20 protein-coding genes and 1 riboswitch are annotated in these 26,015 nt (G+C 68.3%); of the genes, 9 read left to right on the plus strand and 11 right to left on the minus strand.

Going from position 1 to position 26,015, the window contains the following annotated elements:
• The 6 genes from ACQ3HB_RS13150 to ACQ3HB_RS13175 form a co-directional block, all read left to right on the plus strand.
• Positions 1-2,109: ATP-binding protein (locus tag ACQ3HB_RS13150; protein WP_430920515.1), on the plus strand; the 2,109-nt coding region annotated here is incomplete at its 5' end.
• Positions 2,110-2,197: 88 nt separating this feature from the next.
• Positions 2,198-2,881 (plus strand): GAP family protein, encoded by a 684-nt coding sequence (locus ACQ3HB_RS13155; RefSeq protein WP_430920516.1) that lies wholly within the window; start codon positions 2,198-2,200, stop codon positions 2,879-2,881.
• 45 nt (positions 2,882-2,926) lie between these two features.
• Positions 2,927-4,522 (plus strand): carboxylesterase/lipase family protein, encoded by a 1,596-nt coding sequence (locus tag ACQ3HB_RS13160; RefSeq protein WP_430920517.1) that lies wholly within the window; start codon positions 2,927-2,929, stop codon positions 4,520-4,522.
• A gap of 140 nt (positions 4,523-4,662) precedes the next feature.
• Positions 4,663-4,845 carry a hypothetical protein gene (locus ACQ3HB_RS13165; protein ID WP_430920518.1) on the plus strand — a complete coding sequence of 61 codons (183 nt, stop codon included), beginning with the start codon at positions 4,663-4,665 and terminating at the stop codon, positions 4,843-4,845.
• A 137-nt stretch (positions 4,846-4,982) separates the two neighbouring features.
• On the plus strand, positions 4,983-5,570 hold the full coding sequence (locus ACQ3HB_RS13170) for an isochorismatase family protein (protein ID WP_430920519.1): 588 nt from the start codon (positions 4,983-4,985) through the stop codon (positions 5,568-5,570).
• A gap of 219 nt (positions 5,571-5,789) precedes the next feature.
• Entirely contained in the window at positions 5,790-8,072 is a 2,283-nt protein-coding gene (locus ACQ3HB_RS13175) for an MMPL family transporter (RefSeq protein WP_430920520.1), read from the plus strand.
• A gap of 124 nt (positions 8,073-8,196) precedes the next feature.
• Here ACQ3HB_RS13175 and ACQ3HB_RS13180 read toward each other — a convergent pair whose 3' ends face one another.
• Together ACQ3HB_RS13180 and ACQ3HB_RS13185 are read right to left on the minus strand one after the other, a co-directional pair.
• The gene (locus ACQ3HB_RS13180; protein WP_430920521.1) at positions 8,197-9,054 is read right to left on the minus strand and encodes an alpha/beta fold hydrolase; all 858 of its coding nucleotides are present in this window, start codon (positions 9,052-9,054) and stop codon (positions 8,197-8,199) included.
• Between the two features lie 43 nt (positions 9,055-9,097).
• Complete coding sequence (locus ACQ3HB_RS13185) at positions 9,098-9,502, minus strand: hypothetical protein (protein ID WP_430920522.1); 405 nt, start codon at positions 9,500-9,502, stop codon at positions 9,098-9,100.
• 213 nt (positions 9,503-9,715) lie between these two features.
• Between ACQ3HB_RS13185 and ACQ3HB_RS13190 the strand changes: the two genes are divergently transcribed.
• Entirely contained in the window at positions 9,716-11,014 is a 1,299-nt protein-coding gene (locus tag ACQ3HB_RS13190; protein WP_430920523.1) for a DUF4192 family protein, read from the plus strand.
• Positions 11,015-11,019: 5 nt separating this feature from the next.
• Here the strand turns inward: ACQ3HB_RS13190 and ACQ3HB_RS13195 are convergent, their stop codons facing one another.
• Positions 11,020-12,471 carry a helix-turn-helix domain-containing protein gene (locus ACQ3HB_RS13195; RefSeq protein ID WP_430920524.1) on the minus strand — a complete coding sequence of 484 codons (1,452 nt, stop codon included), beginning with the start codon at positions 12,469-12,471 and terminating at the stop codon, positions 11,020-11,022.
• A 249-nt stretch (positions 12,472-12,720) separates the two neighbouring features.
• Between ACQ3HB_RS13195 and ACQ3HB_RS13200 the strand changes: the two genes are divergently transcribed.
• Complete coding sequence (locus ACQ3HB_RS13200) at positions 12,721-14,511, plus strand: phosphoenolpyruvate carboxykinase (GTP) (protein WP_430920679.1); 1,791 nt, start codon at positions 12,721-12,723, stop codon at positions 14,509-14,511.
• A gap of 161 nt (positions 14,512-14,672) precedes the next feature.
• On the opposite strand, the gene ACQ3HB_RS13205 is transcribed toward ACQ3HB_RS13200, so the two are convergent.
• The 8 genes from ACQ3HB_RS13205 to ACQ3HB_RS13240 all read right to left on the minus strand — a co-directional run bounded on the left by ACQ3HB_RS13205 (position 14,673) and on the right by ACQ3HB_RS13240 (position 24,037).
• Positions 14,673-16,625, minus strand: a complete 1,953-nt coding sequence (locus tag ACQ3HB_RS13205) for an ABC transporter ATP-binding protein (RefSeq protein WP_430920525.1) — start codon at positions 16,623-16,625, stop codon at positions 14,673-14,675.
• Positions 16,626-16,788: 163 nt separating this feature from the next.
• Positions 16,789-17,004 (minus strand): hypothetical protein, encoded by a 216-nt coding sequence (locus tag ACQ3HB_RS13210; protein ID WP_430920526.1) that lies wholly within the window; start codon positions 17,002-17,004, stop codon positions 16,789-16,791.
• A 177-nt stretch (positions 17,005-17,181) separates the two neighbouring features.
• Positions 17,182-18,528, minus strand: a complete 1,347-nt coding sequence (locus tag ACQ3HB_RS13215) for an MFS transporter (protein ID WP_430920527.1) — start codon at positions 18,526-18,528, stop codon at positions 17,182-17,184.
• 337 nt (positions 18,529-18,865) lie between these two features.
• The gene (gene ribH / locus ACQ3HB_RS13220) at positions 18,866-19,336 is read right to left on the minus strand and encodes a 6,7-dimethyl-8-ribityllumazine synthase (protein ID WP_430920528.1); all 471 of its coding nucleotides are present in this window, start codon (positions 19,334-19,336) and stop codon (positions 18,866-18,868) included.
• A 280-nt stretch (positions 19,337-19,616) separates the two neighbouring features.
• Positions 19,617-20,903, minus strand: coding sequence for a GTP cyclohydrolase II (gene ribA / locus ACQ3HB_RS13225; protein WP_430920529.1), 1,287 nt, complete (start codon positions 20,901-20,903; stop codon positions 19,617-19,619).
• The gene (locus ACQ3HB_RS13230; RefSeq protein ID WP_430920530.1) at positions 20,900-21,529 is read right to left on the minus strand and encodes a riboflavin synthase; all 630 of its coding nucleotides are present in this window, start codon (positions 21,527-21,529) and stop codon (positions 20,900-20,902) included. Before ACQ3HB_RS13230 ends, ribA begins: the two co-directional genes overlap by 4 nt.
• A complete protein-coding gene (gene ribD, locus ACQ3HB_RS13235; protein ID WP_430920680.1) occupies positions 21,529-22,584 on the minus strand; it encodes a bifunctional diaminohydroxyphosphoribosylaminopyrimidine deaminase/5-amino-6-(5-phosphoribosylamino)uracil reductase RibD in 1,056 nt (351 codons plus the stop codon). The genes ACQ3HB_RS13230 and ribD overlap by 1 nt, the downstream gene beginning before the upstream one ends.
• A gap of 172 nt (positions 22,585-22,756) precedes the next feature.
• Positions 22,757-22,927: riboswitch (FMN riboswitch) on the minus strand.
• A 60-nt stretch (positions 22,928-22,987) separates the two neighbouring features.
• On the minus strand, positions 22,988-24,037 hold the full coding sequence (locus ACQ3HB_RS13240) for a sugar-binding transcriptional regulator (RefSeq protein ID WP_430920531.1): 1,050 nt from the start codon (positions 24,035-24,037) through the stop codon (positions 22,988-22,990).
• A 125-nt stretch (positions 24,038-24,162) separates the two neighbouring features.
• Between ACQ3HB_RS13240 and ACQ3HB_RS13245 the strand changes: the two genes are divergently transcribed.
• The gene (locus tag ACQ3HB_RS13245) at positions 24,163-25,899 is read left to right on the plus strand and encodes a glycerol-3-phosphate dehydrogenase/oxidase (protein WP_430920532.1); all 1,737 of its coding nucleotides are present in this window, start codon (positions 24,163-24,165) and stop codon (positions 25,897-25,899) included.
• Positions 25,900-26,015 lie beyond the last annotated feature (116 nt).

Here is a 26,015-nt window from a genome sequence, read left to right on the forward strand (position 1 = left end):
GCGCCGAGCGGGCCGCACGCGCCGAGCGGGCCGCACGGGCTGCGCGGTCCTGAGCGCCGCCGACCGTCGCTCCGCTCGACGGCCCGATCACATGACTCCACGGGCTCGATGAGCCTCGGGAAATCTGGCGGGGGCGCATCCGTGCTGCGTCGTCTCGGCGGCCGGGACGCCCTCACCGTCTGGTCGTGGCTCGTGACGGCGCCGTTCGTCGTCGCGATCCTCGGCGGTGAGGGCATCGACCGGTCACCGATCGAGGACGGGGGCCCGGGGACGTGGGCGGGTGTCGCGATCGTCGTGCAAGCGCACGTGCTGACGGGTGTGTTGATGCTGGCGATCCGGAGCGTGCTCGTCGCACTGCCTGCCGGGCGGGTCCGCGGCTGGACCGCACTCGGCGGCTTCGCCGTGATCGGCCTGACGAGGCCCGCGTTCATCGGCGCGGTCGCGGTGGCCAACGGGGTCGAGCCTCCCACCGGCGACCTGGGCATCCGGATCGCGGTGAACGTCGTGTGCAGCGTCGTCGGACTCGGCCTCATCGCAATCGTCGTGAGCGGACTCCGCGATGCGGCTCGCGCCCGGAGGCGACTTCGCGATGCACGGAACGCGATGCTCCAACGCACAGCCGCGGACGACGCCGCGCTCGTCGCCGTGAGGAGGGTGCACCTCGACGACCTCGAGCATCGGATCCTCGACGCGCTCGATCGGTCTCCGCTCCGACCGGAGGACCCGACCGCCACCGCCCGTCTCCTCCGAGGCCTGTCCGAGGACGTCGTGCGGCCCCTGAGTCATGAACTGCTGGAGCTCGCCGAAACCGCTGACGGCGACGATATCGTCGACGTCGCTGAGCGTGCGCAGTCCGAGCGTGTGCCTGCTGAGCGCGTGTCTGTCGATCGCCCATCGCCCGTGGCGTCCGAAACAGCCGCGCGGTCGGGCTCTGAGACATGGACGGACTCCTTCCGAGCCGTCGGCCCGGTGCTCCCACTGGCCGTGTTCGCCGCGCTCATCGCACCCAATCTGCTCAGCCGGTTCGGCGCTGTGGGAGCGCTCCTGCTCCTCGTCGGGGCGGCGACGTATCTCCTCGGGGCGACCGTCGTCACCCGCATCGCGGATCGGACGCGGTCCTTCTTCGCACGAGCTGCGGTGATCATCGGTGGATCGGTCGCGGTGGCGGGGGCCGGATCGATGTCGACGGCGAGCGTCCTGATGGTGGCGGGTGGCGAGGGCTGGATTCCGCGATCACCGCTCGTGATCTATCCGGCGATCGTGCTCGCGTTCGTCGTCCTCCGCGGGATCGCGCGCGAGTTGGAACGGGCTGAAGCGGAGTCGGCAGCGTCGCTCCGGGTGGAGGCGACTCGCGCGTCGCTAGCGCGGATTCGCCTCAGGGACACGCGGCTTCGCATCGCGCGCGCACTGCACGGGACGGCGCAGGGCGACCTCGTCGCGGCAGCGTTCTCGGTGGCGCTCGAGCGGGACCGGGAGCCGTCACGAGATCGTGCGCGAGCCCCGGCGGCCGCGAGTGCCGCCTCGGCGGACGATGCGGTGCGCGAAGCGATCCGCGCGATGCTGCATCACGTCCACACGGCGGTGGAATCGACCGCACTCGACGAAACATCCCATCCGAGCGTTCCCGCATCGGGCCCTCGCCTGGAGGAGTCCTTCGGCCGAATCCAAGCCGTGCTCGACGCCTGGAGCGCGGCGCTCGATCTCACCGTGGACATCGACGATGCCGCGCGGTCATGGCTCTCCACCGCCGGTGTCCTGCCCGGTCGCATCGTGGACGCGCGGATCGACATCGTCGTCGACGTGCTCACGGAAGGCTGCACCAATGCCGTCCGGCATGGGAACGGGCGCGGGGTGCTCGTGCGGATGCGCGGCGTCGTCGGCTCCGAATCGCGCGACGACCACACAGGCGTCGTCGACAGCACCGATGCCGTCGACAGCACCGATGCCGTCGACAGCACCGGCGCCGTCCTCGTGTCGATCACCTCGCGGGGGCGCCTCCGCGCGGACGCGACAGGAGGCCGGGGGATCGAACTGCTCCGGCGCATCGCGCCGGACGTCTCGCTCTCGCAGCAGGGCGAGACCGTGCGCCTCGAAGCCAGGGTCGTATAACCCGAACCCGAGACAGCCCCCGAACGTGGGGCGTCGTACCGTTCTGTCGCGGCACACGAGGTGCAGCACGAACGGCAGGAGCGACCCGATGGGCCCGACCATTGCAGAACTCCTCCCACTGGCGACCGGCATCCTCATCAGTCCGATCCCGATCGCGGCGATGATCGCCATCCTGCTCTCACCCAGGGCGAGGGCGAACGCGCTCGCGTTCACGGCGACGGCCTTCGCCGTCACCGCCGTCATCACGGGTCTCACCGCGCTGGGCTCCGGCGGGGCCGAGCAGGTCGCCGGGGGAGCCGCCTCAGGCATCGGGCTGGTCATCTCGATCGTCGTCACCGTGCTGTTCCTCGTGCTCGCCGTCCTCAGCTGGCGTGGCCGGCCGAAGCGCGGTGAGGAACCGGTCGCGCCGTCGTGGCTGCAGCGCATCGACACGTTGAACCCGGGAACGGCGGCCGTGCTGTGCATCCTCCTGACCGTCCCGAATGCGAAGAACCTGCCGTTGGCGCTGAAGGCCGGCTCGATCATCGGATCCGGTCATCACGGCGTGCTCGCCTCGGTCCTGTTGGTCGTCGCATTCGGCATCGCGTCGACGCTCGCCCTCATCGCGTTGAGCACCCTCGCCGCGTCGACCTCGGCACACGTGCGCGCAGCGCTCGACCGGGCGAAGGCCGAGATGATCGCGCACAATGCGGTCATCCTGACGGTCCTGTTCCTCGTCCTCGCCGCCGTGCAGGCGTCCCACGCGATCGTGGCCCTCACCTCCGGTCGGTAGACCGCACCGCTCGCCTCACATCCCGCCCCGTCGTTCGGAGGAATCATGCACGCAGTCCACACCACCGGTGAGGTCGTCCAGACCGTTCACGGCCCGGTCCGCGGGCTCCGCGGACGCGGAACGAGGCTCTGGCAGGGCATCCCGTACGCCGCACCGCCTGTCGGTGAGCTGCGCTTCCGCGACCCGCGACCGCCCGTCGCATGGGTGGAGGTGCTCGACGCCGTCGCATTCGGGGCGTGCGAACCGCAGAGCACGAACGCCGCCATCCCGCTCGGTCCCGATGTGCGGATGGACGAGGACTGCCTGACGCTCAACGTCTGGGCGCCGGAGGACGCTTCGAGCCCGAAACCGGTCATGGTCTGGATCCACGGCGGCGCCTACTTCCGCGGCGCTTCGAGTCAGCCGGTGTTCGATGCGACATCGCTCGTCGAGCACGGCGATGTCGTCGTCGTCACCTTCAACTACCGGCTGGGGGCCTTCGGCTTCCTCGACCTGTCCTCGTTCAGCACCGACGGGCAGGTGTTCGACGCGAACGTCGCGCTCAAGGACATGATCGCCGTGCTCGAGTGGGTGCAGACGAACATCGCGGCCTTCGGAGGCGATCCCGGCAGGGTGACGTTGTTCGGCGAATCCGCCGGCGGAGGCGCCGTGACGACTCTCATGACGGTGCCGGCGGCGGAAGGACTGTTCCATCGTGCGATCGCGGAGAGCTCACCGGCGACGTCCGTCTACGGCCCCGCCCGCGCGGCCGACGTGGCGGCGCAGTTCATCGCGCTCGCCGGGCTCGAACCGGGCGACGCCGAGGGAGTCCGCGCCCTGTCGACCGCCGGGCTGCTCAGCGCCTCGGACGCCCTGTTCGCGCAGGTGCCGCAGCGGTCGCCCGGCACGATCGCGTTCGCTCCCGTCGTCGATGGAACACTCGTGACCGACTATCCCGTGCGTGTCTTCCGCGAGGGGCATGCACATCGCGTGCCGCTCATCATCGGGACGAACAAGGACGAGTCATCGCTGTTCCGCCTCATGAAGTCGCCGCTCATGCCCATCGAACCGGCCACGATCCGCGCGATGTTCGCCGAGGTCGCGGCTGAACATCCGGAGCTGGAGCTTCCGGACGAGGCGCAGCTCGGTTCCGCATACACCGGCCTGGCCCCCGTGCAGACGAACCTCGGGATCACCCGCGACTTCGGCTTCCGGATGCCGACGGTGTGGATCGCCGAGGCGCACAGCCGACACGCGCCCTGTTGGGTGTACCGGTTCGACTACGCGCCGCCGATGCTGAAAGCTCTGCGGATCGGCGCGACGCACGCGACCGAGTTGCCCTACGTGTGGGGCAACCTCTCCCATGGAGCGCGCGACATCACCTACAAGCTCGGCGGACGACGCACCGCCGAGCGGGTCTCGGCGCGGATGCAGGCGCGATGGCTCGCGTTCGCGCAGGGATCTGATCCAGTCGTCTCCGGAGCCGTTGCGGGAACGATCGCCGGATCCGCCGTCGAGTCGGTCGCTCACGCCGCAGACTGGCCCCGTTACGCGCTCGAGGATCGCGCATCGCTCGTCATCGACACGGAGGAGTCGGTGGCGTTCGATCTGGACGGGCCGTTGCGGGAGGCATGGGGCGATCACGTCCTCGCATTCGTCTGAGGCGGGAGCTGCGGGGAGCCGCGAACCTCGTGACTGCCCGGCTGCGATGTTCTGCCTGCGCGACGAACGCCATGTCGCCCACTCGTGACGAACTGCCTGCCCGCGAACGGCCTTGCACCCGGACGCGTAGCATTGCACCCATGAAGTTCCTCGCGTTGTTCGCCACCGGCTCCGGCCTCATCATCGTCGGATTCGTCGTCGCGCTCATCAGCGGGGACATGGCATCGCTCCGTGTCGTCGGCCTCGCGGCGATCATCGTCGGAACGATCGTGCTCGGGGTCAACGTCGTGCTGCAGTTCCTGGAGCGGCGCCGCCAGAACTGACGCCGCGGCGCCGGGAGGATCGGCTGCCGGGCCGCCTCGTCGCTCGTGTGTCCACCCCTGTCTTCGGAATTCCGGCCGGACTACGCTCGATGGAGTGATATCCGCACGGACATCCGCTCGGACGAACAGGAGGCATCATGTCGAAAGCACTGCTCATCATCGACGTCCAGAACGACTTCACCGAGGGTGGATCCCTCGGCGTCGAGGGCGGTTCGGCCGTGGCGGCCGGCATCACCCGGCTGCTCGAGAACCACGGTGACGACTACGCCCACGTCATCGCCTCGCGCGACTGGCACGATGCCACGGGCGACAACGGCGGACACTTCGCCACTGGCGAGCCCGACTTCGTCACCACCTGGCCTGTGCACTGCGTGGCAGGCACTGAGGGTGCCGAGTACGACCCGGCCCTCGACACGAAACGCGTCGATGTCCATGTCTTCAAGGGGCAGGGCGAGATCGCGTACTCCGCGTTTGAAGGCACCACGGCTGAGGGGGATCGACTCGGTGCGGTCCTGACGGCCGCCGGTGTGACCGACGTCGACGTGGTCGGCATCGCCACCGACTACTGCGTGCGGGCGAGTGCGCTCCACGCCATCGAGCACGGCCAGCGCGTGCGCGTCTTCACCGATCTCGTCGCCGCCGTCGCGCCAGAATCCGGGGAGGCCGCGCTCGCCGAGCTGGCCCATGCCGGTGCGGAACTCCTCACGTCGCCCGTCGCCCTCTGACCGCGCGTCTCCCGCCCCGTCGCTCCCTCCCTCCGCCTCCGGCAAGTAGTCATCCGGGTTGCACAATTCCGGGAATTCCTGGGGCCCATGAGGCGATTTCGCCCGATTTCGGCCAGTTTCGTCACTCCTGTCACACGAATTCCGGAATTGTGCTCGCGACAGGGGATGCGCGGGATAGTAAGCTAGCTGCGTATTAACGGCGGCGACGGGATGAGCGACATGCGGACAGCGACAGAAGACGGCACGCGCCGGGCCGGCGGATCGATCGGCAAGGGCGCGCCCCGCTGGCTGCGGATCCTCATTCCCGCGCTCCTCATCATCGTGTGGCTCGTCGTCGGATCGATCGGTGGCCCGTACTTCGGCAAAGTGAGCGAAGTCTCCTCGAACGATCAGACGAGCTACCTGCCCGCGAGTGCCGACGCGACCAAGGTGCAGAAAGCGCTCGAGGACTTCCGCAGTGGCGACGACGTTCCGGCGCTCGTCCTGTTCGTCCGGAGCGATGGCCTTACAGCGGCCGACCGCACGGCGATCGATGACGAACTCACGAAGGTCGCCACGCTCGACGGCATCGCCGACGGGATCTCTCCCGGCATCCCATCCGAGGACGGCAAGGCGATCGAGGTGTTCGTGCCGATCGACGGCTCCGCGGACCTCGGCGACGTCGTCGAGGCGCTCCGTGCGCAACTGTCCGATGCCGTCCCGTCCGGGATGGACGTGTACGTCACGGGCCCCGCCGGATTCAGTGCGGACCTCGTAGACGCGTTCGCCGGCATCGACGGCATCCTGCTGCTCACCGCTCTCGCTGCCGTCTTCCTCATCCTCATCATCGTCTACCGGTCGCCCGTGCTGCCGTTCCTCGTGCTGGGCACCTCGGTCTTCGCACTCTGCACGGCTCTGCTCACCGTCTGGTGGCTCGCCAAGGCCGGGATCGTCCTGCTCAACGGGCAGGTGCAGGGCATCCTGTTCATCCTCGTCATCGGCGCCGCCACGGACTACTCGCTCCTGTACGTGTCGAGGTATCGCGAGGCGCTCCGCGACCATCCGAAACGATGGGATGCCACCTGGGCGGCGCTCAAGGGTGCGTTCGAGCCGATCCTCGCGTCGGGCGGCACCGTCATCGCGGGCCTGCTCTGCCTGTTGTTGAGCGACCTCAACTCGAACAAGGCCCTCGGACCGGTCGCATCGATCGGCATCGTGTTCTCGGTGCTGGCCGCGCTGACGCTCCTGCCGGCTCTGCTCCTCGCGTGCGGTCGCACCTCGTTCTGGCCCGTCCGGCCCACGTTCGGCAGCGCGCACCAGGTCGCAGCGCCGAGCGAGGGCGACGCCGCTGTGCCGACGAAGGGCCTCTGGGGCGCCATCACTCGACTCGTCGCGAAGCACTCGCGCATCGTCTGGATCGCGTGCACGCTGCTCCTCCTCGTCGCCAGCCTCGGTGTGTTCCAGCTGAAGGCCGACGGGGTGGCGCAGAGCGACCTCATCCTCGGGTCGTCGGAGGCTCGTGACGGGCAGACGGCGCTCGGGGAGCACTTCCCGGCCGGCTCCGCGAGCCCCGTCTACGTCCTCACGGAGGAGGCGGATGCCGCGAAGGTCATCGGCATCCTGCAGGACACCGACGGACTCGACGGCGTGCAGGTCATCTCCAAGGACGGATTCGGCGGGACGGCCGATGCGACGGTGGCCGATGGCGAAGCGGTCTTCACTGCACCAGTGGCAGGTCCGCCAGGGACTCCGCCGTCCAGCGCTGCCCCGACGGTCGCGGACGGTCGGATCGTCTTGCAGGCGACGCTCGCCGATGCTCCGGACTCGGTCAAGGCTGATGAGATCGTCCGCGGACTCCGCGCCACGCTCGACGCCGAGGTCGCAACGCAGACGCCGGTCGGCGGAGTGACGGCCACGGCGATCGATTCGAACGACGCGTCCATCCACGACCGCAATCTCATCATCCCGGTGGTGCTCGTCGTCATCCTGTTGATCCTGATGCTGCTGCTTCGATCGGTGCTCGCACCGGTGCTGCTCATCCTGAGCGTGGTGGTGTCGTTCGCGGCGGCTCTCGGTGTGTCCGCGTTCGTCTTCAACCACGTCTTCGGATTCCCGGGCGCGGATCCGGCCGTGCCGCTCTACGGCTTCGTCTTCCTCGTGGCCCTCGGAATCGACTACAACATCTTCCTCATGACGAGGGTGCGCGAGGAGTCGATGCACGTCGGGACGCGCGCGGGCATCCTGCGCGGTCTCGCGATCACGGGTGGCGTGATCACGTCCGCCGGTCTCGTGTTGGCGGCGACGTTCGCCGCGCTCGGCGTGATCCCGATCCTGTTCCTCGCGCAGATCGCGTTCATCGTGGCGTTCGGTGTGCTGCTCGACACGATCATCGTCCGGACGCTGCTCGTTCCGGCCCTCAGTTACGACATCGGGCCGGCGATCTGGTGGCCGTCGAAGCTGGCGAAGGGGCCGGTGCCGACGGACCCCGGTGGGCGACACGAGCACAAGCACGCCACGGTGTAGGCGCGGTGGCTCATGGCTGATTGCCGGGGTCGTTGGCTGCTGGATCGAGCGGGCAGTGGCGGCGGCGGCGGCGGGTGGCTCGCCGCAGCGATGTCCCGTGAGCAGCCGGTCAGTGAGCAGCCGGTCAGTGCGCGGCGAGGAAAGCGAGCACGGCGTCCTTGAAGCCGCGCGACGACACGGCGTTCACGTGGTTCCGACCGGGAAGCGACACGAACTCGGCTCCGGGCGTCGCTGCGGCCAGGCGTCGGCTTCCCTCGGCGATGGCGTCCTGGTCGCCGCTCACGAGGAGCGCCGGTACGGTCGGTGTCTCTTCGGTTGACGGTTGCGCTCCGCTCCGCATGCCTTCGACGAGAGCGATCAGCGCTTCGAGGTCGTTGCCGGGGACACCCTCGACCATCGACACATAGGACGCGGTGAGGGCGTCGTGGACCTCGCTCGACGTTGCAGCGTGAGCTCGGGCGGCGTCGAGGTCGAAGGTGCGGAGCGGGTCGCCTTCCGGCAACCCGCCGAGGCTCAACGTGTGCACTCGCGACGGGTGCTTGACGCCGATCCTCCAGCCGACCCTGGCGCCGAGCGAGTACCCGAGGTAGTGGACGACATCGAAACCATAGGCGTCGAGCACGGCGATGACGTCGTTCATGAGCGTGTCGACGCCGTAGGAGGCGGCGTCGTGCGGTTTGTCGCTCGCGCCGTGGCCGCGCTGGTCGATCGTGAGCAGCCGGTACCCGGCGCGAGTGAGTGCGCGGGTCCAGCCGGCGACGTCCCAGTTGAGTGCCGCGCTCGATGCGAATCCGTGGACCGCGACGACGAGCGGTGCCGTGTCGTGGAGTGCGTCGGCGGCGTTGCCGTCTGCAGCGGGCTCGGACGTCGATCGACCCTCGGCCGTGGGCCCCGCAGCACTGTGCAGGTAGGTGGCCAGGCGTACTCCGTCGTGCGTCATCACGTAGGTGGGCGGCAGTCCGTCCGGTTCGGTGAGGTTCATGGTGCGGACCTTTCGACGACGGATGCTTCCACGATACGCGTGGCTAGGAGTGACTCCCGACACGGCCGGGTTCGGTGGCGACAAGATCGACGCCGCCATCGACGCGACCGCCGACAGCGGTGCCGGCAGAGGCAGGTGGAACCGCAATCGCATCGGCCTCGATGACGGCACGCAGGTTCCGGGCGGACCGCAGCACTTCGGCGGCGCTCTGCCCGTCTGTGGAGAGGACAAGGGACTCGGCGGCGCCGAGCAGGGCTTCTGCGGAGACCGATTCCGTCGGTCGTCCGAGTCCGCGACGTGCTGCTGCCGCCTGTTCGTCGCTGTAGCGCCCGGTGGCTACGGCGCGAGCGATGGGGTGGGTGCTGGGATCTGGGTGGGCGCGCGAGGGGATTCGTCCGCGGGGTCTGAATCGGAACCGCACACGGAACCGGTGGAGTGGATGTCTCATGGCTACAGTCTCCCACGATAGAACATGTGTTCGAGAGAACGGCGCGCGAATTGTGCATAACCCGCTTCGCCGGACGGCCTGTGGAGGAGTCGTGTCGCGGGCCACTGCGTGCTCCCTCCAGCCGCTTCCTCCACAGGTCCACATGCTCGCTGAGTTGTCAACAGTTCGAGCAAGTCCATCCGTCGGGCTGTTCGGATGCCGATGCTGGAGGGCATGCAGACCATCGTTTCAGCCCCCAATCCGCCCGCCCTCCTCGCCGCCATCCCCGCGCTGTTCGGGTTCAGACCCGCCAACAGCGTGGTGATCCTCGCCCTCAAGGGGAATCGCTCCTGTGGCGGGGTCAGGTTCGACCTTCCGGACGGCATGCAGCCGGGCCTCGTCAAGCGCCTCGTCACGCAACAGCTCGGCACGCTGTGCAAGGTGCCAGACCTCGAAGGCATCGTCGCTGTCGTCTATACCGATGCCGCCTTCGGGGCTTCGAGCAGTGTGCCGTCGCGGGCGGTGATGAACGTCGTGCGTCGTCGCGCGGAGCAGATGGGGCTGCGCGTCACAGAAGCGCTGTGCGTGGCCTCGGACGGCTGGTCGTCCTATCTCGGGCCGCCCGTCCCTGTCGGCGGTCACCCGCTCGACGACATCGCACGCGCGGAACAGCAGTCACCTCTGCGGCATGTGGATCCGGCCACTGATCAGTACGGCGAACTCGAGCTTCCGAAGGTGGGCGTCGCTGAGACCGAACGCGTCGGGCGCGCGTATCAGTGGTTCAGGCGTCTGCTCGACATCACGAATGATCGAACGCGCCCGTGCGGTATCGGCGAGACCGAGGACACCGTCGCCGCGACGATGGAACGATGGGTGTGGGTCCAACTGATGCCTCTCGAGGTGCCCGTCGTCCTGTTCGAGCGCGCCATCCGGCTCGGCGTCGCAGGGCTCGACTCGGATGAGCTCGCGCTGCTGCTGATCGCTCTGCAGGCGCCGGCGGTCCGCGACGTCGCGTTGCTGCAGTGGGCGTTCGGCCAGGCCCTCGGCTGGGACGTGCTCGACGATCTCGACGGCGGTTCCACCTGCCCCATCTGCCGGCAGGAAGCCGCTCACGCACGAGCGAGAGATCGGTCTCGATACGCGGACGTGGGCGAGGGCGATTGCGAGGATCCGTACGAGGGCGGTGGCGATCCGTGCGGCGGTGCGGAGGATCTGCTCGATGCCGGACCGGAGTCCGCGAGGCGCCTGATGGGTCGCGGCCCGCGCCCGAAGCTGGAGCGAGTCGAAGCTGCCATGGCGATGCTGCTCGAACTCACCGCTCGAGCACCGCGCTCAGCCCGAGCCGCGCCGCTGACGATCCTCGCTTGGCTGAACTGGGCTGTTGGGAGGAACACCCGTGCCGAACTGTTCGTCCGTCGTGCTCTCGAGGTCGACCCGAACTACGGACTCGCATCGATCATGGTCACGATGCTCGACAACGGCTTCTTCCCGGACTGGCTCTTCGAGGTGTCCGGGGCAGGTGTGGATGCGTGAGCGGCTCAGCCGGCAGCGTGCCGCTCCAGGAAGTCGTACACCTCCCCGTCGTCGACGCCCGGAAACGTTCCGCTCGGCAGCGGAGACAGGATGTGCGTATGCAGGCGGGCGCTCGGCCACGCCTGCTCCCGCCACTTCTGCGCGAGCGACGACGACGGCTTCCGGCAGCACTGTGGATCCGGGCAGGTCGAGACGGCGCGCTGAGTGGTCTCACGGCCGCGGAACCACTTCGCGTCGTCCCACGGCACGCCGACCGAGATCGAGAACTCGCCCGCATCCGTCGAACCCGTCTGCGTCGCGCACCAGTAGGTCCCGGCGGGCGTATCCGTGTACTGGTACAGCTCCGTCGTCCGATTCGTCCGTTCGAACGCACTCCTCGCACTCCACTTCCGACAGACGATCTGCCCTTCGATGGCGCCCGTGACGTCCGAGGGGAGCGGCAGGCCGTCGTTCTCGTATGCCTTCGCGATCGCTCCGTCCTCCGATACCCGGAGGAAGTGGAGCCGCATGTCCAACTGGGAGGTCGCAAGGTTCGTGAGCCGAAGTGCGGCGGCCTCATGCGTCACGCCGAACGCATCACGGAAGTCCTCGACGGCGAGGTTCCGTTCCCGCTTCGCCTGCTGCAGGAACGCGACCGCGGCCGTTTGAGGCATGAGCGCGGCGGCGGCGAAGTAGTTGATCTCCAAGCGCTGCTTGAGGAACTCCGCGTAGCTCGTCGGGCGCTGATGCCCGAGCAAGCGGTGCGCCATCGCCTGCAACGCCATGGACCGCAGCCCATGGCCGCCCGGGATGGAAGCCGGCGGCAGGTAGATGCGGCCGTTCTCGAGATCGGTGACGCTCCGCGCGGAGTGCGGAAGATCGTTCACGTAGATCAGGTCGAAGCCGAGCTGCTCGGCCATGATGCTCACCGTGCGGTGGGTGATCGCCCCGGTCGTGTGTCCAGCCCGGCGCACCCGCTCCTCGGCGAGCGATTCGATGTCGGGCAGGTGGTTGTCGAGCCCGCGCATCCATTCGCGCAACTCGGTGTTCGCGCGTCTCGCCTCTTCAGGTGTTGCGATCGCCTCGGTCGCGTGGCGTTGCAGTTCGCGGTGGAGGCCCACGAGCGCCTGCAGGGCATCGTCCGTCATACCCTTCGACGGCTTCACCGCGGGCAGTGCCAGGCCGGTGTAGAGCGGACTTCGCTGCAGGCGTTCGAGCTCGATCTCGAGAGCCGCTCGCGGGTTCGGCGCCTGCTTCGCGAGGAGATCGGCCACCTCGACGCCGAGGGTCTGGGCGATGGCGTGCAGGACCGACAACTTCGGCTCACGTTTGCCGTTCTCGATGAGGGACAACTGGCTGGCGGCGATTCCCGCCTCGGCGCCGACGGCGTCGAGTGTGAGTGCGCGAGCGGTGCGGAAATGGCGGATGCGGTGGCCGAGCGTCACGAGGTCAGCGGCGGCTTGCGAGGAGGTCGTCATCGACATTCCTTAACGATAGCGAAAGAATCCCGATTCTTAACAGACGTTTCCTCTGAAACTCCCGCTCAACCGGCCGCAGGCTTGACGCAAGCAAGTTCTTTCCCGCCACGAACGACGGAGGATCCGATGTCCATCGCAGCACTGCAGATCACTCACCCCGACCAGACTGACCAGACTGAAGCCAGCAGGGCAGGGGAGCGGTACCCGCTGGAACGAGGCCTGCGCGCTGTCGAAGCCGACGCGGCACCGATGGGACTCGCTGAGCTGCACGCGTGGGTCGATGAGATCGCCGATCTCGTGCAGCCCAAGGCCATCCACTGGTGCGACGGCTCGGCGAGGGAGTCGGACCAGCTCACCCGCCAGCTCGTCGCCGAGGGCAAGCTCATCAAGCTCAACCCGGAGTGGCGCCCCAACAGCTTCCTCGCCCGGAGCGATCCGCGCGACGTCGCGCGGGTCGAGGACCGCACCTTCATCTGCTCCGAGGACGAGCAGGACGCCGGCCCCACCAACAACTGGCGCGACCCCGCTGAGATGCGTGCAGAACTTCGCGGCGTGTTCGCGGGCAGCATGCGTGGGCGAACGCTCTACGTCGTGCCTTTCTCGATGGGCGCCGTGGGCGGACCGCTCTCGCAGCTGGGCGTGCAGCTCACCGATTCGCCGTACGCCGTGCTGAGCATGGGGGTCATGACGCGCATGGGAGACCGGGTGCTCGACCTCATCGAAGCGGGCGAACCCTGGGTCGCGACCGTCCACAGCGTCGGCTCCCCGCTCGCGGACGGCGAAGCCGACGCGCTCTGGCCGTGCAACGACACCAAGTACATCGTCCAGTTCCCCGAGACGCGCGAGGTCTGGTCCTTCGGCTCCGGATACGGCGGAAACGCCCTTCTCGCGAAGAAGTGCTTCGCATTGCGCATCGCATCGGTGATCGGTAGGGACGAAGGATGGCTCGCGGAGCACATGCTGCTCATCCGGGTCACCTCGCCCGAGGGACGTGCGTTCCACGTCGCGGCCGCGTTCCCCTCGGCGTGCGGCAAGACCAACCTCGCGATGCTCCGCCCAACGATCCCCGGCTGGCGGGTCGAGACCATCGGCGACGACATCGCGTGGATCCGACCAGGGGAAGACGGGCGCCTGTGGGCGATCAACCCGGAGGCGGGCTTCTTCGGGGTCGCCCCAGGCACGGGGCAGTCGACCAATGTCACCGCCGTCGAGACCCTCTGGGGCAATACGATCTTCACCAACGTGGCGCTGCGAGACGACGGAGACGTCTGGTGGGAGGGCCTCACGGACGAGGCGCCCGCGCACCTCATCGACTGGGAGGGCAACGACTGGACGCCGGACGCCGGACGCCCGGCAGCGCACCCCAACTCCCGCTTCACCGTCTCTGCCGCGCAGTGCCCATCCATCGCCGACGACTGGGACGGAGCGGACGGCGTGCCGCTCGACGCGATCCTCTTCGGCGGCCGCCGGGCGACGAACGTGCCGCTCGTCGTGGAAGCCACAAACTGGCAGCACGGCGTCTTCATGGGCGCGACCATCTCCTCCGAGAAGACCGCGGCCGCCGAGGGCACCGTCGGCGAACTCCGTCGCGACCCCTTCGCGATGCTCCCCTTCTGCGGCTACAACATGGCCGACTACTGGGCGCACTGGCTGCAGGTCGGCGCGGCGCTCCCGAACGGCGGCGCCCCGAAGATCTTCCAGGTCAACTGGTTCCGCAAGGGCGCCGACGGCGACTTCCTGTGGCCGGGTTTCGGCGAGAATTCGCGCGTGATCGACTGGATCATCCGCCGGGTCGAAGGGTCCGTCCCCGCCGAGCGCTCCGACATCGGATTCGTACCGGCTGCAGGCGACCTGAACGTCAGTGGACTCGAACTCCCCGCCGCCGATCTGGACGCGCTCTTCGCCATCGACCGAGACTCCTGGCTCGCCGAATGCGACCTCACCGAGGAGTTCTTCGACACCTTCGGGAACCGGGTTCCGCAGGCGCTCCGCGCCGAACTGGCATCCCTCCGCTACCGCCTCCGCGCTGCGAACGAGTAGTCGCACGGAGCCGTCCTCGAAACGCGCGATGGGCGTCCGATCACCACCGGGTGAACGGACGCCCATCGGCATCAGGGATGCGGCGCTCGAAAGCGGTGAAGCCGCAGACGCGTCAGAAACGCACGGAGGCGTCCGGGCCCGAGCCACGCAGCCGCCCGGCACTACACGAGCAACTGGTGCTTCGCGAGGTTCCGGTACAGCGGTGTCGACTCCACGAGCTCGCTGTGCGTCCCGACCCCGACGACCTCGCCCTGATCCAGCACAACGATCTGATCGCTGTCGACCACGGTGGAGAGCCGGTGGGCGATCACGATGAGCGTCCGGTCCTCCGACACCGCATCGATGGCTTCCCGCATCATCTGCTCATTCACGCCGTCGAGGCTCGAGGTCGACTCGTCGAGCAGCAGGATCGGAGGAGCCGACAGGAGTGCACGGGCGATCGCGAGCCGCTGACGCTCACCACCGGAGAGCATGATGCCGTCCTCGCCCACAGCCGCGGAGAGTCCCAGTTCGTCACGATCCAGCACCGCGCCGAGGTTGACGGCGCGCAGCACTCGCTCGCACTCCTCGTCGCTCGCGTTCGGGCTCGCGAGCAGCAGGTTGTCGCGGATCGTGCCTGCGAGCACAGGAGCGTCCTGCTCCACGTACCCGATCTGCGATCGCAGTTCCGTGCGCGGCAGCATCCGGATGTCGACGCCGCCCAGACGGATCGCTCCGGCGGTCGGATCGTAGAATCGCTCGATCAGGCCGAGGATCGTGCTCTTGCCCGCCCCGGAAGGACCGACGAGCGCCGTCCGCTTGCCGTGCATCGCGGAGAAGGAGATGCCACGGAGGACCGGACGTCCGGCCGCGGCGACGGCCACGTCGGCTGCGGCATCAGCGGCGGCCGTCGGGCCATCGGTGCCGACGTCGACACCAGGACCTGCGCCGGCGGCCACAGCGGACGCGATCTGCGCGGCCTCGGCCTCCACGCGAACCGCCACGGCAGCATCGGGATAGCCGAATTCGACATGATCGAACTCGATCGCGGGAGCATCCGCGCTCCGCACACCGGGACGTGTGACGGTCGCCGCGATCGCCGCGTCCTCGTCGCCCTCGATCGGCAGGTCGAGGATCTCCTGGATGCGGCCGAGCGCCCCGAGCGCCTGGTTGACGCTCGTGATGGCGCCGAACGCCTGGCCGAGCGGCATGATCATCATGAACAGGAACAGGATGAACGCGACCAGGTTCGCGATCGTGATCGCACCGGAGGCGACCCGGAAACCGCCGACGCCGAGGACCACGAGGAACGACACCTGCATCGCGATGCCGGCCACGGGCACGACGAGCGAGGAGATCTTCGCGATGCGGACGCCCACGTCGTACGCTTCGCCGGCCACGGCGTTCACGCTGGCGATCTCACGGTCGGTCGCATTCGACGCGCGTACGGTGCGAATCGAGCTGATCGCCCGCTCGACGGCCGCCGCGAGTTCGCCGACCTTGCTCTGTTGCTGCCGGCTCGCGACACGGATCCGTCCGCTGAGCCCGACGACGACCACGACGGAGACGACGACCACGAGCAGTGTGAGGCCGAGGAGCACCGGATCGAGGATCGCCATCGCGATGAGCGCGCCGAGGAAGGTGATCGCGCCGCCGATCGCGTCGACGAATCCCTGGGTGAGGACGGCGTAGAGCATCGTCGTGTCGCTGCCGACGCGCGAGACGAGATCGCCCGTCCGACGAGTGTCGAACTGGCTGATCGGCAGGCGGAACAGCCGCGCGATCAGTTGGCGGCGCGACGAGTACACGACACCGGTCCCGGCCCGCTGCAGGAGGTAGTGCTGGTAGCCGCTGATGATTCCGGAGATGAGGACGAGTGCGACGAGCAGCCACGCGAGGCTGCCGAGTGATCCGCCCGCCTGCACGACGCCGATGACCTGACTCACGATGAGCGGTTGCGCGAGCGACGCGGCGGCGCCGAGCACGCTCAGGACGATCACGACGATGAGGATGCCACGGTGCTCGAAGATGTACGGGAGCAACTGCTTGAAGCTCGCGCGCGGTCCGTCGTCCTTCACCCGGCTGAACGGGTTGCGTCGCCGGTTGGTGCCCGTGGCCGGGGCTGAGTTGCTCATACTGCTCTTCCTGTTGCTGCCGGGCCGGTGGCCGAGGCTGGGGTGGCGGCTGTGCCGATGGGGGTTGGCGCGGGAACGACTCGTCGCAGCGTGCTCGCGGGTTCTGAGGTCCGGCGCTGGCCGGATGGACCCGCGGCCGCGCGGATCATCGGTGTGCGCTCGCTCAACTGCGACCGTACCGCTTGTGGACCGCTTGCTTCGAGACGCCGAGCGCGAGGGCGATCAACTGCCAGGGGGCGTTCGCGTTGCGAGCCCGACGGACGGCGAGCGCTTCTGCGCGATCGAGCTCCCGGCGGAGCTTCTCGATGGCGCGGAGCGCGACGATCGGGTCGTCGGAACCGGCATCGCCGGCGAGCGTGTGCATCGTTCCCGTATCCATGCCGTCCTTCCCGTTCGATCGAATCCGTCGTCAACTCTAGTTGACGCTTGTCGCCTCGTCAACCCAGGTTGACTCACCCTCCGTCCACAAGAAAGCCCGCGAGGTGTCGCAGACGCACAGTCGGAGCAGGTCCGGACTGTGCGTCTGCGACCCCTCGCGGGCTGCAGGCGGGCGGGTTTACGCGTCGATGTCGACGTCCTTCGTCTCCTTCGAGACGATGAGCGCGATGAGCGTCAGCACGGCCATCGACGACAGGTAGATGCCCACCCAGAACGGGCTGCCGCCTCCGGCCTGCCACAGCGCCACCGCGATGAACGGGGCGACGGCGGCACCGAGGATCGAGCTCACGTTGTAGGAGATGCCGGAACCCGTGTAGCGGACGTTCGTCGGGAACAGCTCGGGGAGCAGAGCGCCCATCGGTCCGAACGTCATGCCCATGAGGCTGAAGCCGACGATGAGCCAGATCATCACGCCGGCGAAACCGGCACCGAGCAGCGGAACCCAGATCAGCCCGAACACGATGATCCCGAGCGTCACCCAGATGAGCGTGCGACGACGGCCGAAGCGGTCGGCCCAGGGACCGGACGCGAGTGTGAAGATGCCGAAGAACACCACGCCGGCGATCAGCATGAGCACGAAGGTGTTGTAGCTGTACCCGAGTCCGGCGACGGCGCCGTCGGACGGTGCGCGGCCGTAGCTCAGGGAGAACGTCGTCATGAGGTAGAAGAGGACGTAGGTCGCCAGCATGAAGAACGTGCCGAGGATGAGCTGACGCCAGTAGTTCTTGAACACCGATGCGAGGGGCAGTTTCTGGACGGTTCCCTTGGCCTTCGCGTTGGTGAACGCGGTGCTCTCGACGAGGCGCAGACGCACCCACAGGCCGACGATGACCATCACGACGGAGAACAGGAACGGGATTCGCCAGCCCCATTCGAGGAACGCGGCGGACGGCATCGACGGGTCGTCGCTCGGCAGGATTGCGGCGATGATCAGGAACAAGCCGTTGGCGATGATGAAGCCGATGGGTGCACCCAGCTGCGGGAACGTCCCGTACCAGGCGCGTTTGCCCTTCGGCGCGTTCTCGGTGGCGACGAGCGCGGCGCCCGACCATTCGCCGCCGAGCGCGAAGCCTTGGCCGATGCGGAGGACGACGAGCAGGAACGGAGCCAGCCAGCCGACGAGCTGATAGGTGGGCAGGACGCCGATGAGGAACGTCGCGATGCCCATGGTCAGCAGAGCGCCGACGAGTGTTGCCTTACGGCCGCGTTTGTCGCCGAGGTGGCCGAAGATGACGGCGCCCACGGGTCGTGCGACCATCGCTGCGCCGAAGACGGCGAACGACGACAGGAGCGATGCCGTGGGGTCGTCGCTCGGGAAGAAGAGGTGGGGGAAGACGAGGACTGCGGCCGTCGCGTAGACGTAGAAGTCGTAGAACTCGATCGTGGTGCCGATGAGGCTGGCGAGGACCACACGTGATCGTGGGTTCACCGGTGCGTCAGCGACGGGGGTTGCTTCGAGGGACATTGCGTGCGCGTTTTCTGAGGAGGAGGCGATGGAGCCGTCGAGGCGTCAGTACCGGTCGCGCACACCCGCCGACGACAGCGGTATTGGTTTCGTATCCGCTTGTGGCGGACCATGACACCCTACGCCTGCTGAGAATCCCCTGCACATCCGCCGCGCCTCGACCGCCCTACATCCTGCCGTCCCATCGTGCCCCACCCCGTGTTCCACAATTCAGGAACATCTGCACAATTCAGGACGATCTCGGCCGACGCGCGGGCGGATCATCCTGAATCGTGCATCGAGTCCTGAATTGTGAAAGCAGGTAGGGGTGGAGGCGGCGGAACGAGGGCGCTGGATCCTAGGCGCGGAGAGCCCGCAGGAGCACTGCGGTGGCGACGGCCGCATCCGCAGCCTCGGCGCCCTTGTCCTCCTTGGAGCCGGGGAGTCCGGCGCGATCGATGCCCTGCGCTTCGTCGTCGAGGGTCAGCACGCCGAAGCCGACGGGCTTCCCGGTCTGAATGCTGACGTTCGTGAGGCCGCTCGTGGCGGCATCGGACACGTACTCGAAGTGCGGGGTCCCGCCGCGGATGATGACGCCGAGCGCCACGACCGCATCGGCGCCGGCTTCGAGGGCGGCCTTCGCGGCGACGGGCAATTCGAAGCTGCCTGGCACGCGGACGAGGCGGTGCGATGCGCCGGAAGCATCGAGCGCGCGCTGAGCCCCGGCGATGAGGCCGTCGGTGATGACCTCGTGCCAGGTGCCGGCGATGACGACGATGTCGAGGCCCGTGCCGTCGACGCTGATGGTGGGTGATCCTTCGCCACTCATGTGGACTCCTTCGGTTGGTGATGCTGTTCGATGCGGTCTCGAGGACTGCGGTGGAATGTGGTGCGACGCCATCGTGGTGCGATGCCGTCGTCCGATGCAGTGGTGCGATGCTCCGGTGCGGGATGTTCACAACTCAGGAGAGCTGCGGAGTGTCGGCCCCGATGGCCGGCGTGTCGCGGGCGACACGCCGGGACGCTCCTGAGTTGTGAACAGACCCGAGCAGCAGACGGGCCCGAACAGGAACCCAGGAACCCAGGAACCCAGGGGCCCCGCCCGCCCCCTACTGGTGCGCGTTCGGCTGCTGGGTCTCCAGGTCGAGCCCGATGCTGTGCCCCATCCGGTCGCGCTTGGTGGACAGGTACCCCTCGTTGAAGAGGCCGACGCCCACGACGAGCGGCACTCGCTCGGTCACGGTGACGCCGCGCTTGGTCAGCTGGCGTTCCTTCTCCGGGTTGTTCGTGAGGAGGCGGACCGATGTCATGCCGAGGTCTGCGAGGATCGCGGTCGCCGCCGTGTAGTCGCGTGCGTCGGCGGGGAGGCCGAGGGCGATGTTCGCGTCGAGGGTGTCGAGTCCGTCCTCCTGCAGGCGGTACGCGCGCAGCTTGTTGATGAGGCCGATGCCGCGTCCTTCGTGTCCGCGCAGGTAGATGACCACGCCGCCGTGTCGCTGGATGGTGTCGAGCGCGGCATCGAGCTGCGGCCCGCACTCGCACTTGAGCGACCCGAACGCTTCGCCCGTCAGGCACTCGGAGTGGACGCGCACGAGGGCGCCTTCCGCTGCGGGTGTGCCCGAGATGATGGCGACGTGGTCGGCACCCGTGCGGCGATCACGGTACGCGCGCATCCGGAACGTGCCGTGCGTCGTGGGGACGTTGGTCTCCACTTCGAAGGTCACGGTCGAGGACTCGGGGATGACGGCCTTCTCGACCTGGTCCTTCGTGCAGATCGATGCTGCGTCCGGGTTCGCTTCGAGGAAGGCGAGGAGGGCCGCGATCGTCGTCACGAGGACGCCTTCGCGCTCGCCGAGTTCGATGAGGCCGGGCAGTCGCATCATCTCTCCGTCGTCGGCGACGATCTCGGAGATTCCGGCGACGGGCACGAGGCCGGCGAGCTTCATGAGGTCGACGGCGGCTTCCGTGTGTCCGTCGCGTTCGCGGACGCCGCCTTCGACGGCGCGCAGCGGCACGATGTGACCGGGCCTGCTGAGGCTCCCCGGGGTCGATTCCGGGTTCGCGAGGACGCGCAGGGTGTGGGCGCGGTCGGCTGCGCTGATGCCGGTGCTGAGGCGGTCGGACGCGTCGACGGTGACCGTGTAGGCGGTCCCGCGGGCGTCTTCGTTGACCGCGACCATGGGCGGGAGGAGGAGTCGGTCGGCGATCTCGTTGGTCATCGGTGCGCAGATGAATCCGGATGAGTGCTTGACGGTCCAGGCCACCCATTCCTGGGTCGCGGTCTCTGCGGCGAGGATGACGTCGCCTTCGTTCTCGCGACCCTCATCGTCCGCGACGATGACGGGCTTGCCCTGTCTGAGGGCGTCGAGCGCTTCGGGGATGCTGGCGATGCTCATGCGTTGCTCCGTTCGGCTGTGCCGGTGAACGCGAGCATGCGCTCGACGTGCCTGGCCAGGATGTCGGTCTCGAGGTTGACGCGGTCGCCGATGTCACGGCTGCCGAGGGTCGTCGCTTCGAGCGTTTCGGGGATGAGGGACACTTCGAACCACTGGTCCGCGGCATCGGCGTCGCTCACGTCGCTGACGGTCAATGAGACGCCGTCGACGGTGATCGAGCCCTTGTTCGCGACGAGGGGTGCGAGGGACGCGGGGAGTGAGATGCGGACGACGCGCCACGCTTCGCCAGGTGTGACGGCGAGGATGCTGCCGGTGCCGTCGATGTGGCCTTGGACGATGTGTCCGCCGAGGCGGTCGCCGAGCTGCGCGGCCCGTTCGAGGTTGACGCGGCTGCCGGCGGCGAAGTCGTCGAGGGCGCTCATGGTGAGGGTCTGCGCCATGACGTCCGCCGTGAACGTGTCGTCCGTCTGGTCGACGACGGTGAGGCACACGCCGCTCACGGAGATCGAGTCGCCGTGTTTCGTGCCGGCGAGTGCGACCGGGCCGCGCACGGTGAGACGTGCCGACGCGTCGGAGCGGTCGACGGCGACGATCGTGCCGAGTTCTTCGATGATTCCGGTGAACATCAGTGCTGTCCGTTCTCGTGCAGGGTGGCGGCGGGGATGGGGTCTGGGGTGGATGCCGATTCCGCGGAGACGGCGGGTGCCGCGATCACGAGGAGATCGTCGCCGAGTCGTTCGACGGCCGTGGTTCGGAGCCGGATGGCGTCTTCGATGCCGGGGACGCCGAGATCGCCGATCGCGAGTCGGTCACCGCCGAGGAGGACGGGGGCGAGGTAGACGAGGATGCTGTCGGCGAGGCCGGCGCGGATGAATGCGCTCGCGACGGTCGGTCCGCCTTCGACGAACACGGTGCGGATGCCGTCGGCGTGCAGTTCTTGGAGGAGTGCCAGCGGGTCGTGGCCGCGGTGCACGATGGCGGCGCGCGGGTGGGAGAGGACCGCGGCGCCTGCCGGGACGGCGCGCTCGCCGAAGACGACGGGGACCGGCTGGTGGGGGAGGAGCGCGCCATCGGCGTCCCTGGCCGTGAGCGAGGGGTCGTCGGCGAGGACCGTGCCCGTTCCGACGAGGATGGCGTCGTGCTCGGAGCGCCGCCGGTGGACGTCGACGCGTGCTGCCGGTCCGGTGATCCATTGGCTGCTGCCGTCCGCCGCGGCGGCGCGTCCGTCGAGCGAGGACGCCCACTTCACCGTGACGAGCGGTCGACCGAGTCGTGCGGTGACGAGCCAGTCGCCGAGGAACGTTTCGGCCTCGTCGCGGAGGACCCCGGCGATGACGTCGACGCCTGCCGCGCGGAGTCGGTCCGCGCCGTGGCTCGACGCGACACCGGGGTCGTCGACGGCGTAGACGACGCGCGAGACGCCGGCTTCGATGAGCGCGACGGCGCACGGGCCGGTCCGCCCGGTGTGGTTGCAGGGTTCGAGGGTCACGACGGCGGTGGCTCCCGCGGCGGCGCCCGGCGCGAGCCGGGAGAGCGCGTCGACCTCTGCGTGTGCGGTGCCGGCTCCGCGGTGCCAGCCTTCGGCGAGGACGGTCCCGTCGGCGGCGAGGATGACGCAGCCGACCTGGGGGTTCACGCCGCGAGCGGGGCCGTTCGCCGCGAGGGCGAGCGCATGCCGCATCGTGCTCGCGAAGGCACCGCCGTCGACGGCTGCGCCCTCTGTGCCGGTGCCGCTGGATCCTGCAGTCATGTTCCCCGTCGTCTCGGTCGTTCAGACTCGGTCTCCGGGGAGGCGAACGCAGGGTTCGCAGGCGTCACCGGATGGCGACACCCGTGCTTCCTTCCATCCGGACTCGAACGCTGCCCCATCCGGACCCGCCATCGCTGACGGATTTCCCGATGCAGACACGTTCATAACCGTCGGTCCCGGAATTCCACCAGGTCAACCGCACACGCCTTACGTTGTGTGCGGGTCGCGGACTATAACCGCCGGTTCGGACTCTCACCGACCCCGGAGCACGTTTCTTGCTGTCGATTCTAGGTCAACGACCGCGGTGGGACATCTATTCCGCCGAGTATGACGCTCAGCGACCTGCGATCGACGAGCGAGACGGCGCGTGCACGGCGGCCGGGTGCGAGTGCGATGCCGCCCGCAGCGCATTGTGGGCGTCGAGGGTCGCGCGCGCCGCGCCCTCGTCGACGACGAGGTCGGAGATGAGTCCGCCGGCGAGGGCTCCGAGGAGGCTCGTGACCTTGGCGGAGCCGGACACGACGCAGATGCGGCGGGGCACGTTGCGGAGGACGTCGAGGTCGGGTCCGGACGCCCGGTCGTTGAAGGGGATGTCTCGCCACGTCCCGTCGGTGCGGAAGAACACGGTCGCGACGTCGCCGACGGCTCCCGCGCTCGCGAGGGCTTCGAAGTCGTCGTCGTCGAGGTAGCCGCCGACGTACACATGGCTGGGGACGCCGGAGAACTGGGAGCCGAGGCCGAAGAGGGCCACGTCCATCCGATTCTGGATCTCGAGGACCCGACGGATGCTGCGCTCACGCCAGAGGGCGAGCTTCGTCGCGGGGTCGTCGAAGAAGGCGGGCACGGCGAATTGCTGGGCGTACGCGCCGTAGGCGTCGGCGTAGCGCTGCAGGATCTCGCTCGCGTAGAGGATGCCGGTGGTCCGGGTGTTGGCCGCGCCGTTCAGCTGGACGATCTGCGAGTTGTGGGTCCGCTTCGGGGTGAGGTGTCTGGCGACGGCGCTGACGGTGGAGCCCCATGCCACCCCGAGCGTCATGTTGGAGTCGAAGACCGAGCCGAGAAAACGTGCAGCGGACAGGGCCACCCGTTCAAGCCGATCGATGTCGCTCGTGTGGTCGGGAACCGGGACGATGTGCGCTCCGACGCCGAATCGGTCGCGGAACTCGGCCTCCAGGCGGGACGGCATGTCGTGCGGCGACCGCACCTGGATGTCCACGAGCCCGCTCTCGCGTGCGTATCCGAGGAGTCTCGACACCGAGGATCGTGAGGTGTGCAGTTCCTGCGCGATGGCCTCCATCGTCAAGTCCTGCACGTAGTAGAGCTGGGCCGCGCGCAATGCTTCCGCGGTCTTGTCCGGCTGCCTGAGCGGATCGGGGAGTGTCATCGGGTGTCCTTGCACGTATGTTCAGCGGGGTTGCTCATTGTTGTGGATGCGTCACACTTATTGAGTCACATCCAACCGAACGACGCAATACCTCACGCGCCGCCCGAAGAAGCGAGGCAGTTCACATGTCGCAGTCGACATCCGGTACCCGTCCGTCAGTCCAGAGCATCACCGAGCGTCCGAGCGCCAAGGTGCTCGTCATCGGCGGTGGGATCAACGGCATCGCCACCTTCCGCGACCTCGCGCTGCAGGGCGTCGACGTCGTGCTCGTCGAGCGGAACGACTGGTGCTCCGGCGCCTCCTCCGCATCCAGCCACATGATCCACGGCGGCATCCGCTACCTCGAGAACGGCGAGTTCCGCCTCGTGCAGGAATCCGTGCAGGAGCGCAACGGCCTCATCAAGATCGCCCCGCACTACGTCAAGCCGCTCGAGACGACCGTGCCGATCTTCTCCACCTTCTCCGGCATCCTCTCCGCGCCCCTCCGCTTCCTCACCCACAAGCAGGGCAAGCCGAAGGAACGCGGCGCCCTCCTCATCAAAGTCGGCCTCACCGCCTACGACTCCTTCTCCCGAGACGGCGGCAGCGTCCCGCGTCACCGCTTCCACGGCAAGCGCAAGTCGCTCGAGGACCTGCCCCAGCTGAACAGCGATCTCAAGTACACGGCCACCTACTACGACGCCTCGATGCACGACCCGGAGCGCCTCGCGCTCGACGTGCTCATGGATGGCCTCGCAGCAGGCGACAACGCCCGTGCGTCCAACTACGTCGAAGCGATCGGCATGGGCCCGGACGGCGTCACCCTCCGCGACACCGTGACCGGCGAGACCTTCACCGTCGCGAGCGACGTCGTGGTCAACACCTCCGGCCCCTGGACCGACCTCACCAACGGCGACCTCGGCGAACCGACCCGGTACATGGGCGGCACGAAGGGCTCGCACATCGTCCTCGACAACGACGAGCTCCTCGCCGCCACCAAGGGCCGCGAGATCTTCTTCGAGCACAACGACGGCCGCATCGTCCTCATCTACCCGCTCAAGGGCAAGGTCATGGTCGGCACGACCGACATCGACGCGGACCCCTCGGAGCCGAGCGTGTGCACGGAGGCCGAGGTCGACTACTTCTTCGACCTCGTCCGTCACGTGTTCCCCAAGATCCGCGTCGACCGCGAGCAGATCGTCTACCGCTTCGCCGGCATCCGCCCGCTCCCGCGCCACGACGACGAGGCACCCGGCTTCGTGTCCCGCGACTACCGCATCGAGAAGCGTGCCGCCTCGAAGCGTCCCTCGACCACCGTGTTCAGCCTCGTCGGCGGCAAGTGGACCACGTTCCGCGCCCTCGCCGAGCACCTCAGCACCGAGGTCCTCGAAGTCATCGGCACGCCCCGCACGGTCTCCACGGTCGGACTCGCGATCGGCGGCGGCGCAGGATTCCCGCGCACCGACTCCGCGCTCCGGACCTGGGTCGCCGGACACGAGGACGGCCTCGGCCGTGAACGCGCCGAGCAGCTCCTGAACCGCTACGGCACGAACGCGGCCGGCTTCCTCGAGTACCTCGCGGAACACGGTGACGACCGCTTCGCCGGAGCAGCCGACTACAGCCGCCAGGAGATCGAGTACCTCGCACAGGGCGAACAGGTCGTGCGCCTCGCCGACGTCCTGCACCGCCGCACGAGCCTCGCCTTCACGGGATCGCTGACCGCGCCGCTCGTCGACGAGATCGCCGATGCGCTCGCGCACGCACTCGGGTGGACCGCCGATGAGCGGGCGGCGGAGATCGCAGCAGCCCTCGACCACCTCGCCACGGCGAACCAGGTCGATCTGCGCGAGCACAGCCAGACGAAGGCCACCGAATCCGCATAATGCACGAACGTGCAGGCGAGCCTCTTGTCCCGTGCAAGCAAGGCTGGTTACCTTACAGCTAACTGGTACGTGTAACCCTCTCTCCGGTGGCAGCGCTTGCCCCCAGGAGCACGATC

It is taken from the genome of Plantibacter lichenum, assembly GCF_050587525.1.
Classification (GTDB): Bacteria; Actinomycetota; Actinomycetes; order Actinomycetales; family Microbacteriaceae; genus Plantibacter.

Coding starts and splice junctions, on each gene's coding strand:
- ACQ3HB_RS13155 (WP_430920516.1), top strand. CDS start 2,198: ATGGGCCCGACCATTGCAGAACTCCTCCCACTGGCGACCGGCATCCTC.
- ACQ3HB_RS13160 (WP_430920517.1), top strand. CDS start 2,927: ATGCACGCAGTCCACACCACCGGTGAGGTCGTCCAGACCGTTCACGGC.
- ACQ3HB_RS13165 (WP_430920518.1), top strand. CDS start 4,663: ATGAAGTTCCTCGCGTTGTTCGCCACCGGCTCCGGCCTCATCATCGTC.
- ACQ3HB_RS13170 (WP_430920519.1), top strand. CDS start 4,983: ATGTCGAAAGCACTGCTCATCATCGACGTCCAGAACGACTTCACCGAG.
- ACQ3HB_RS13175 (WP_430920520.1), top strand. CDS start 5,790: ATGCGGACAGCGACAGAAGACGGCACGCGCCGGGCCGGCGGATCGATC.
- ACQ3HB_RS13180 (WP_430920521.1), bottom strand. CDS start 9,054: ATGAACCTCACCGAACCGGACGGACTGCCGCCCACCTACGTGATGACG.
- ACQ3HB_RS13185 (WP_430920522.1), bottom strand. CDS start 9,502: ATGAGACATCCACTCCACCGGTTCCGTGTGCGGTTCCGATTCAGACCC.
- ACQ3HB_RS13190 (WP_430920523.1), top strand. CDS start 9,716: ATGCAGACCATCGTTTCAGCCCCCAATCCGCCCGCCCTCCTCGCCGCC.
- ACQ3HB_RS13195 (WP_430920524.1), bottom strand. CDS start 12,471: ATGACGACCTCCTCGCAAGCCGCCGCTGACCTCGTGACGCTCGGCCAC.
- ACQ3HB_RS13200 (WP_430920679.1), top strand. CDS start 12,721: ATGGGACTCGCTGAGCTGCACGCGTGGGTCGATGAGATCGCCGATCTC.
- ACQ3HB_RS13205 (WP_430920525.1), bottom strand. CDS start 16,625: ATGAGCAACTCAGCCCCGGCCACGGGCACCAACCGGCGACGCAACCCG.
- ACQ3HB_RS13210 (WP_430920526.1), bottom strand. CDS start 17,004: ATGGATACGGGAACGATGCACACGCTCGCCGGCGATGCCGGTTCCGAC.
- ACQ3HB_RS13215 (WP_430920527.1), bottom strand. CDS start 18,528: ATGTCCCTCGAAGCAACCCCCGTCGCTGACGCACCGGTGAACCCACGA.
- ribH (WP_430920528.1), bottom strand. CDS start 19,336: ATGAGTGGCGAAGGATCACCCACCATCAGCGTCGACGGCACGGGCCTC.
- ribA (WP_430920529.1), bottom strand. CDS start 20,903: ATGAGCATCGCCAGCATCCCCGAAGCGCTCGACGCCCTCAGACAGGGC.
- ACQ3HB_RS13230 (WP_430920530.1), bottom strand. CDS start 21,529: ATGTTCACCGGAATCATCGAAGAACTCGGCACGATCGTCGCCGTCGAC.
- ribD (WP_430920680.1), bottom strand. CDS start 22,584: ATGCGGCATGCGCTCGCCCTCGCGGCGAACGGCCCCGCTCGCGGCGTG.
- ACQ3HB_RS13240 (WP_430920531.1), bottom strand. CDS start 24,037: ATGACACTCCCCGATCCGCTCAGGCAGCCGGACAAGACCGCGGAAGCA.
- ACQ3HB_RS13245 (WP_430920532.1), top strand. CDS start 24,163: ATGTCGCAGTCGACATCCGGTACCCGTCCGTCAGTCCAGAGCATCACC.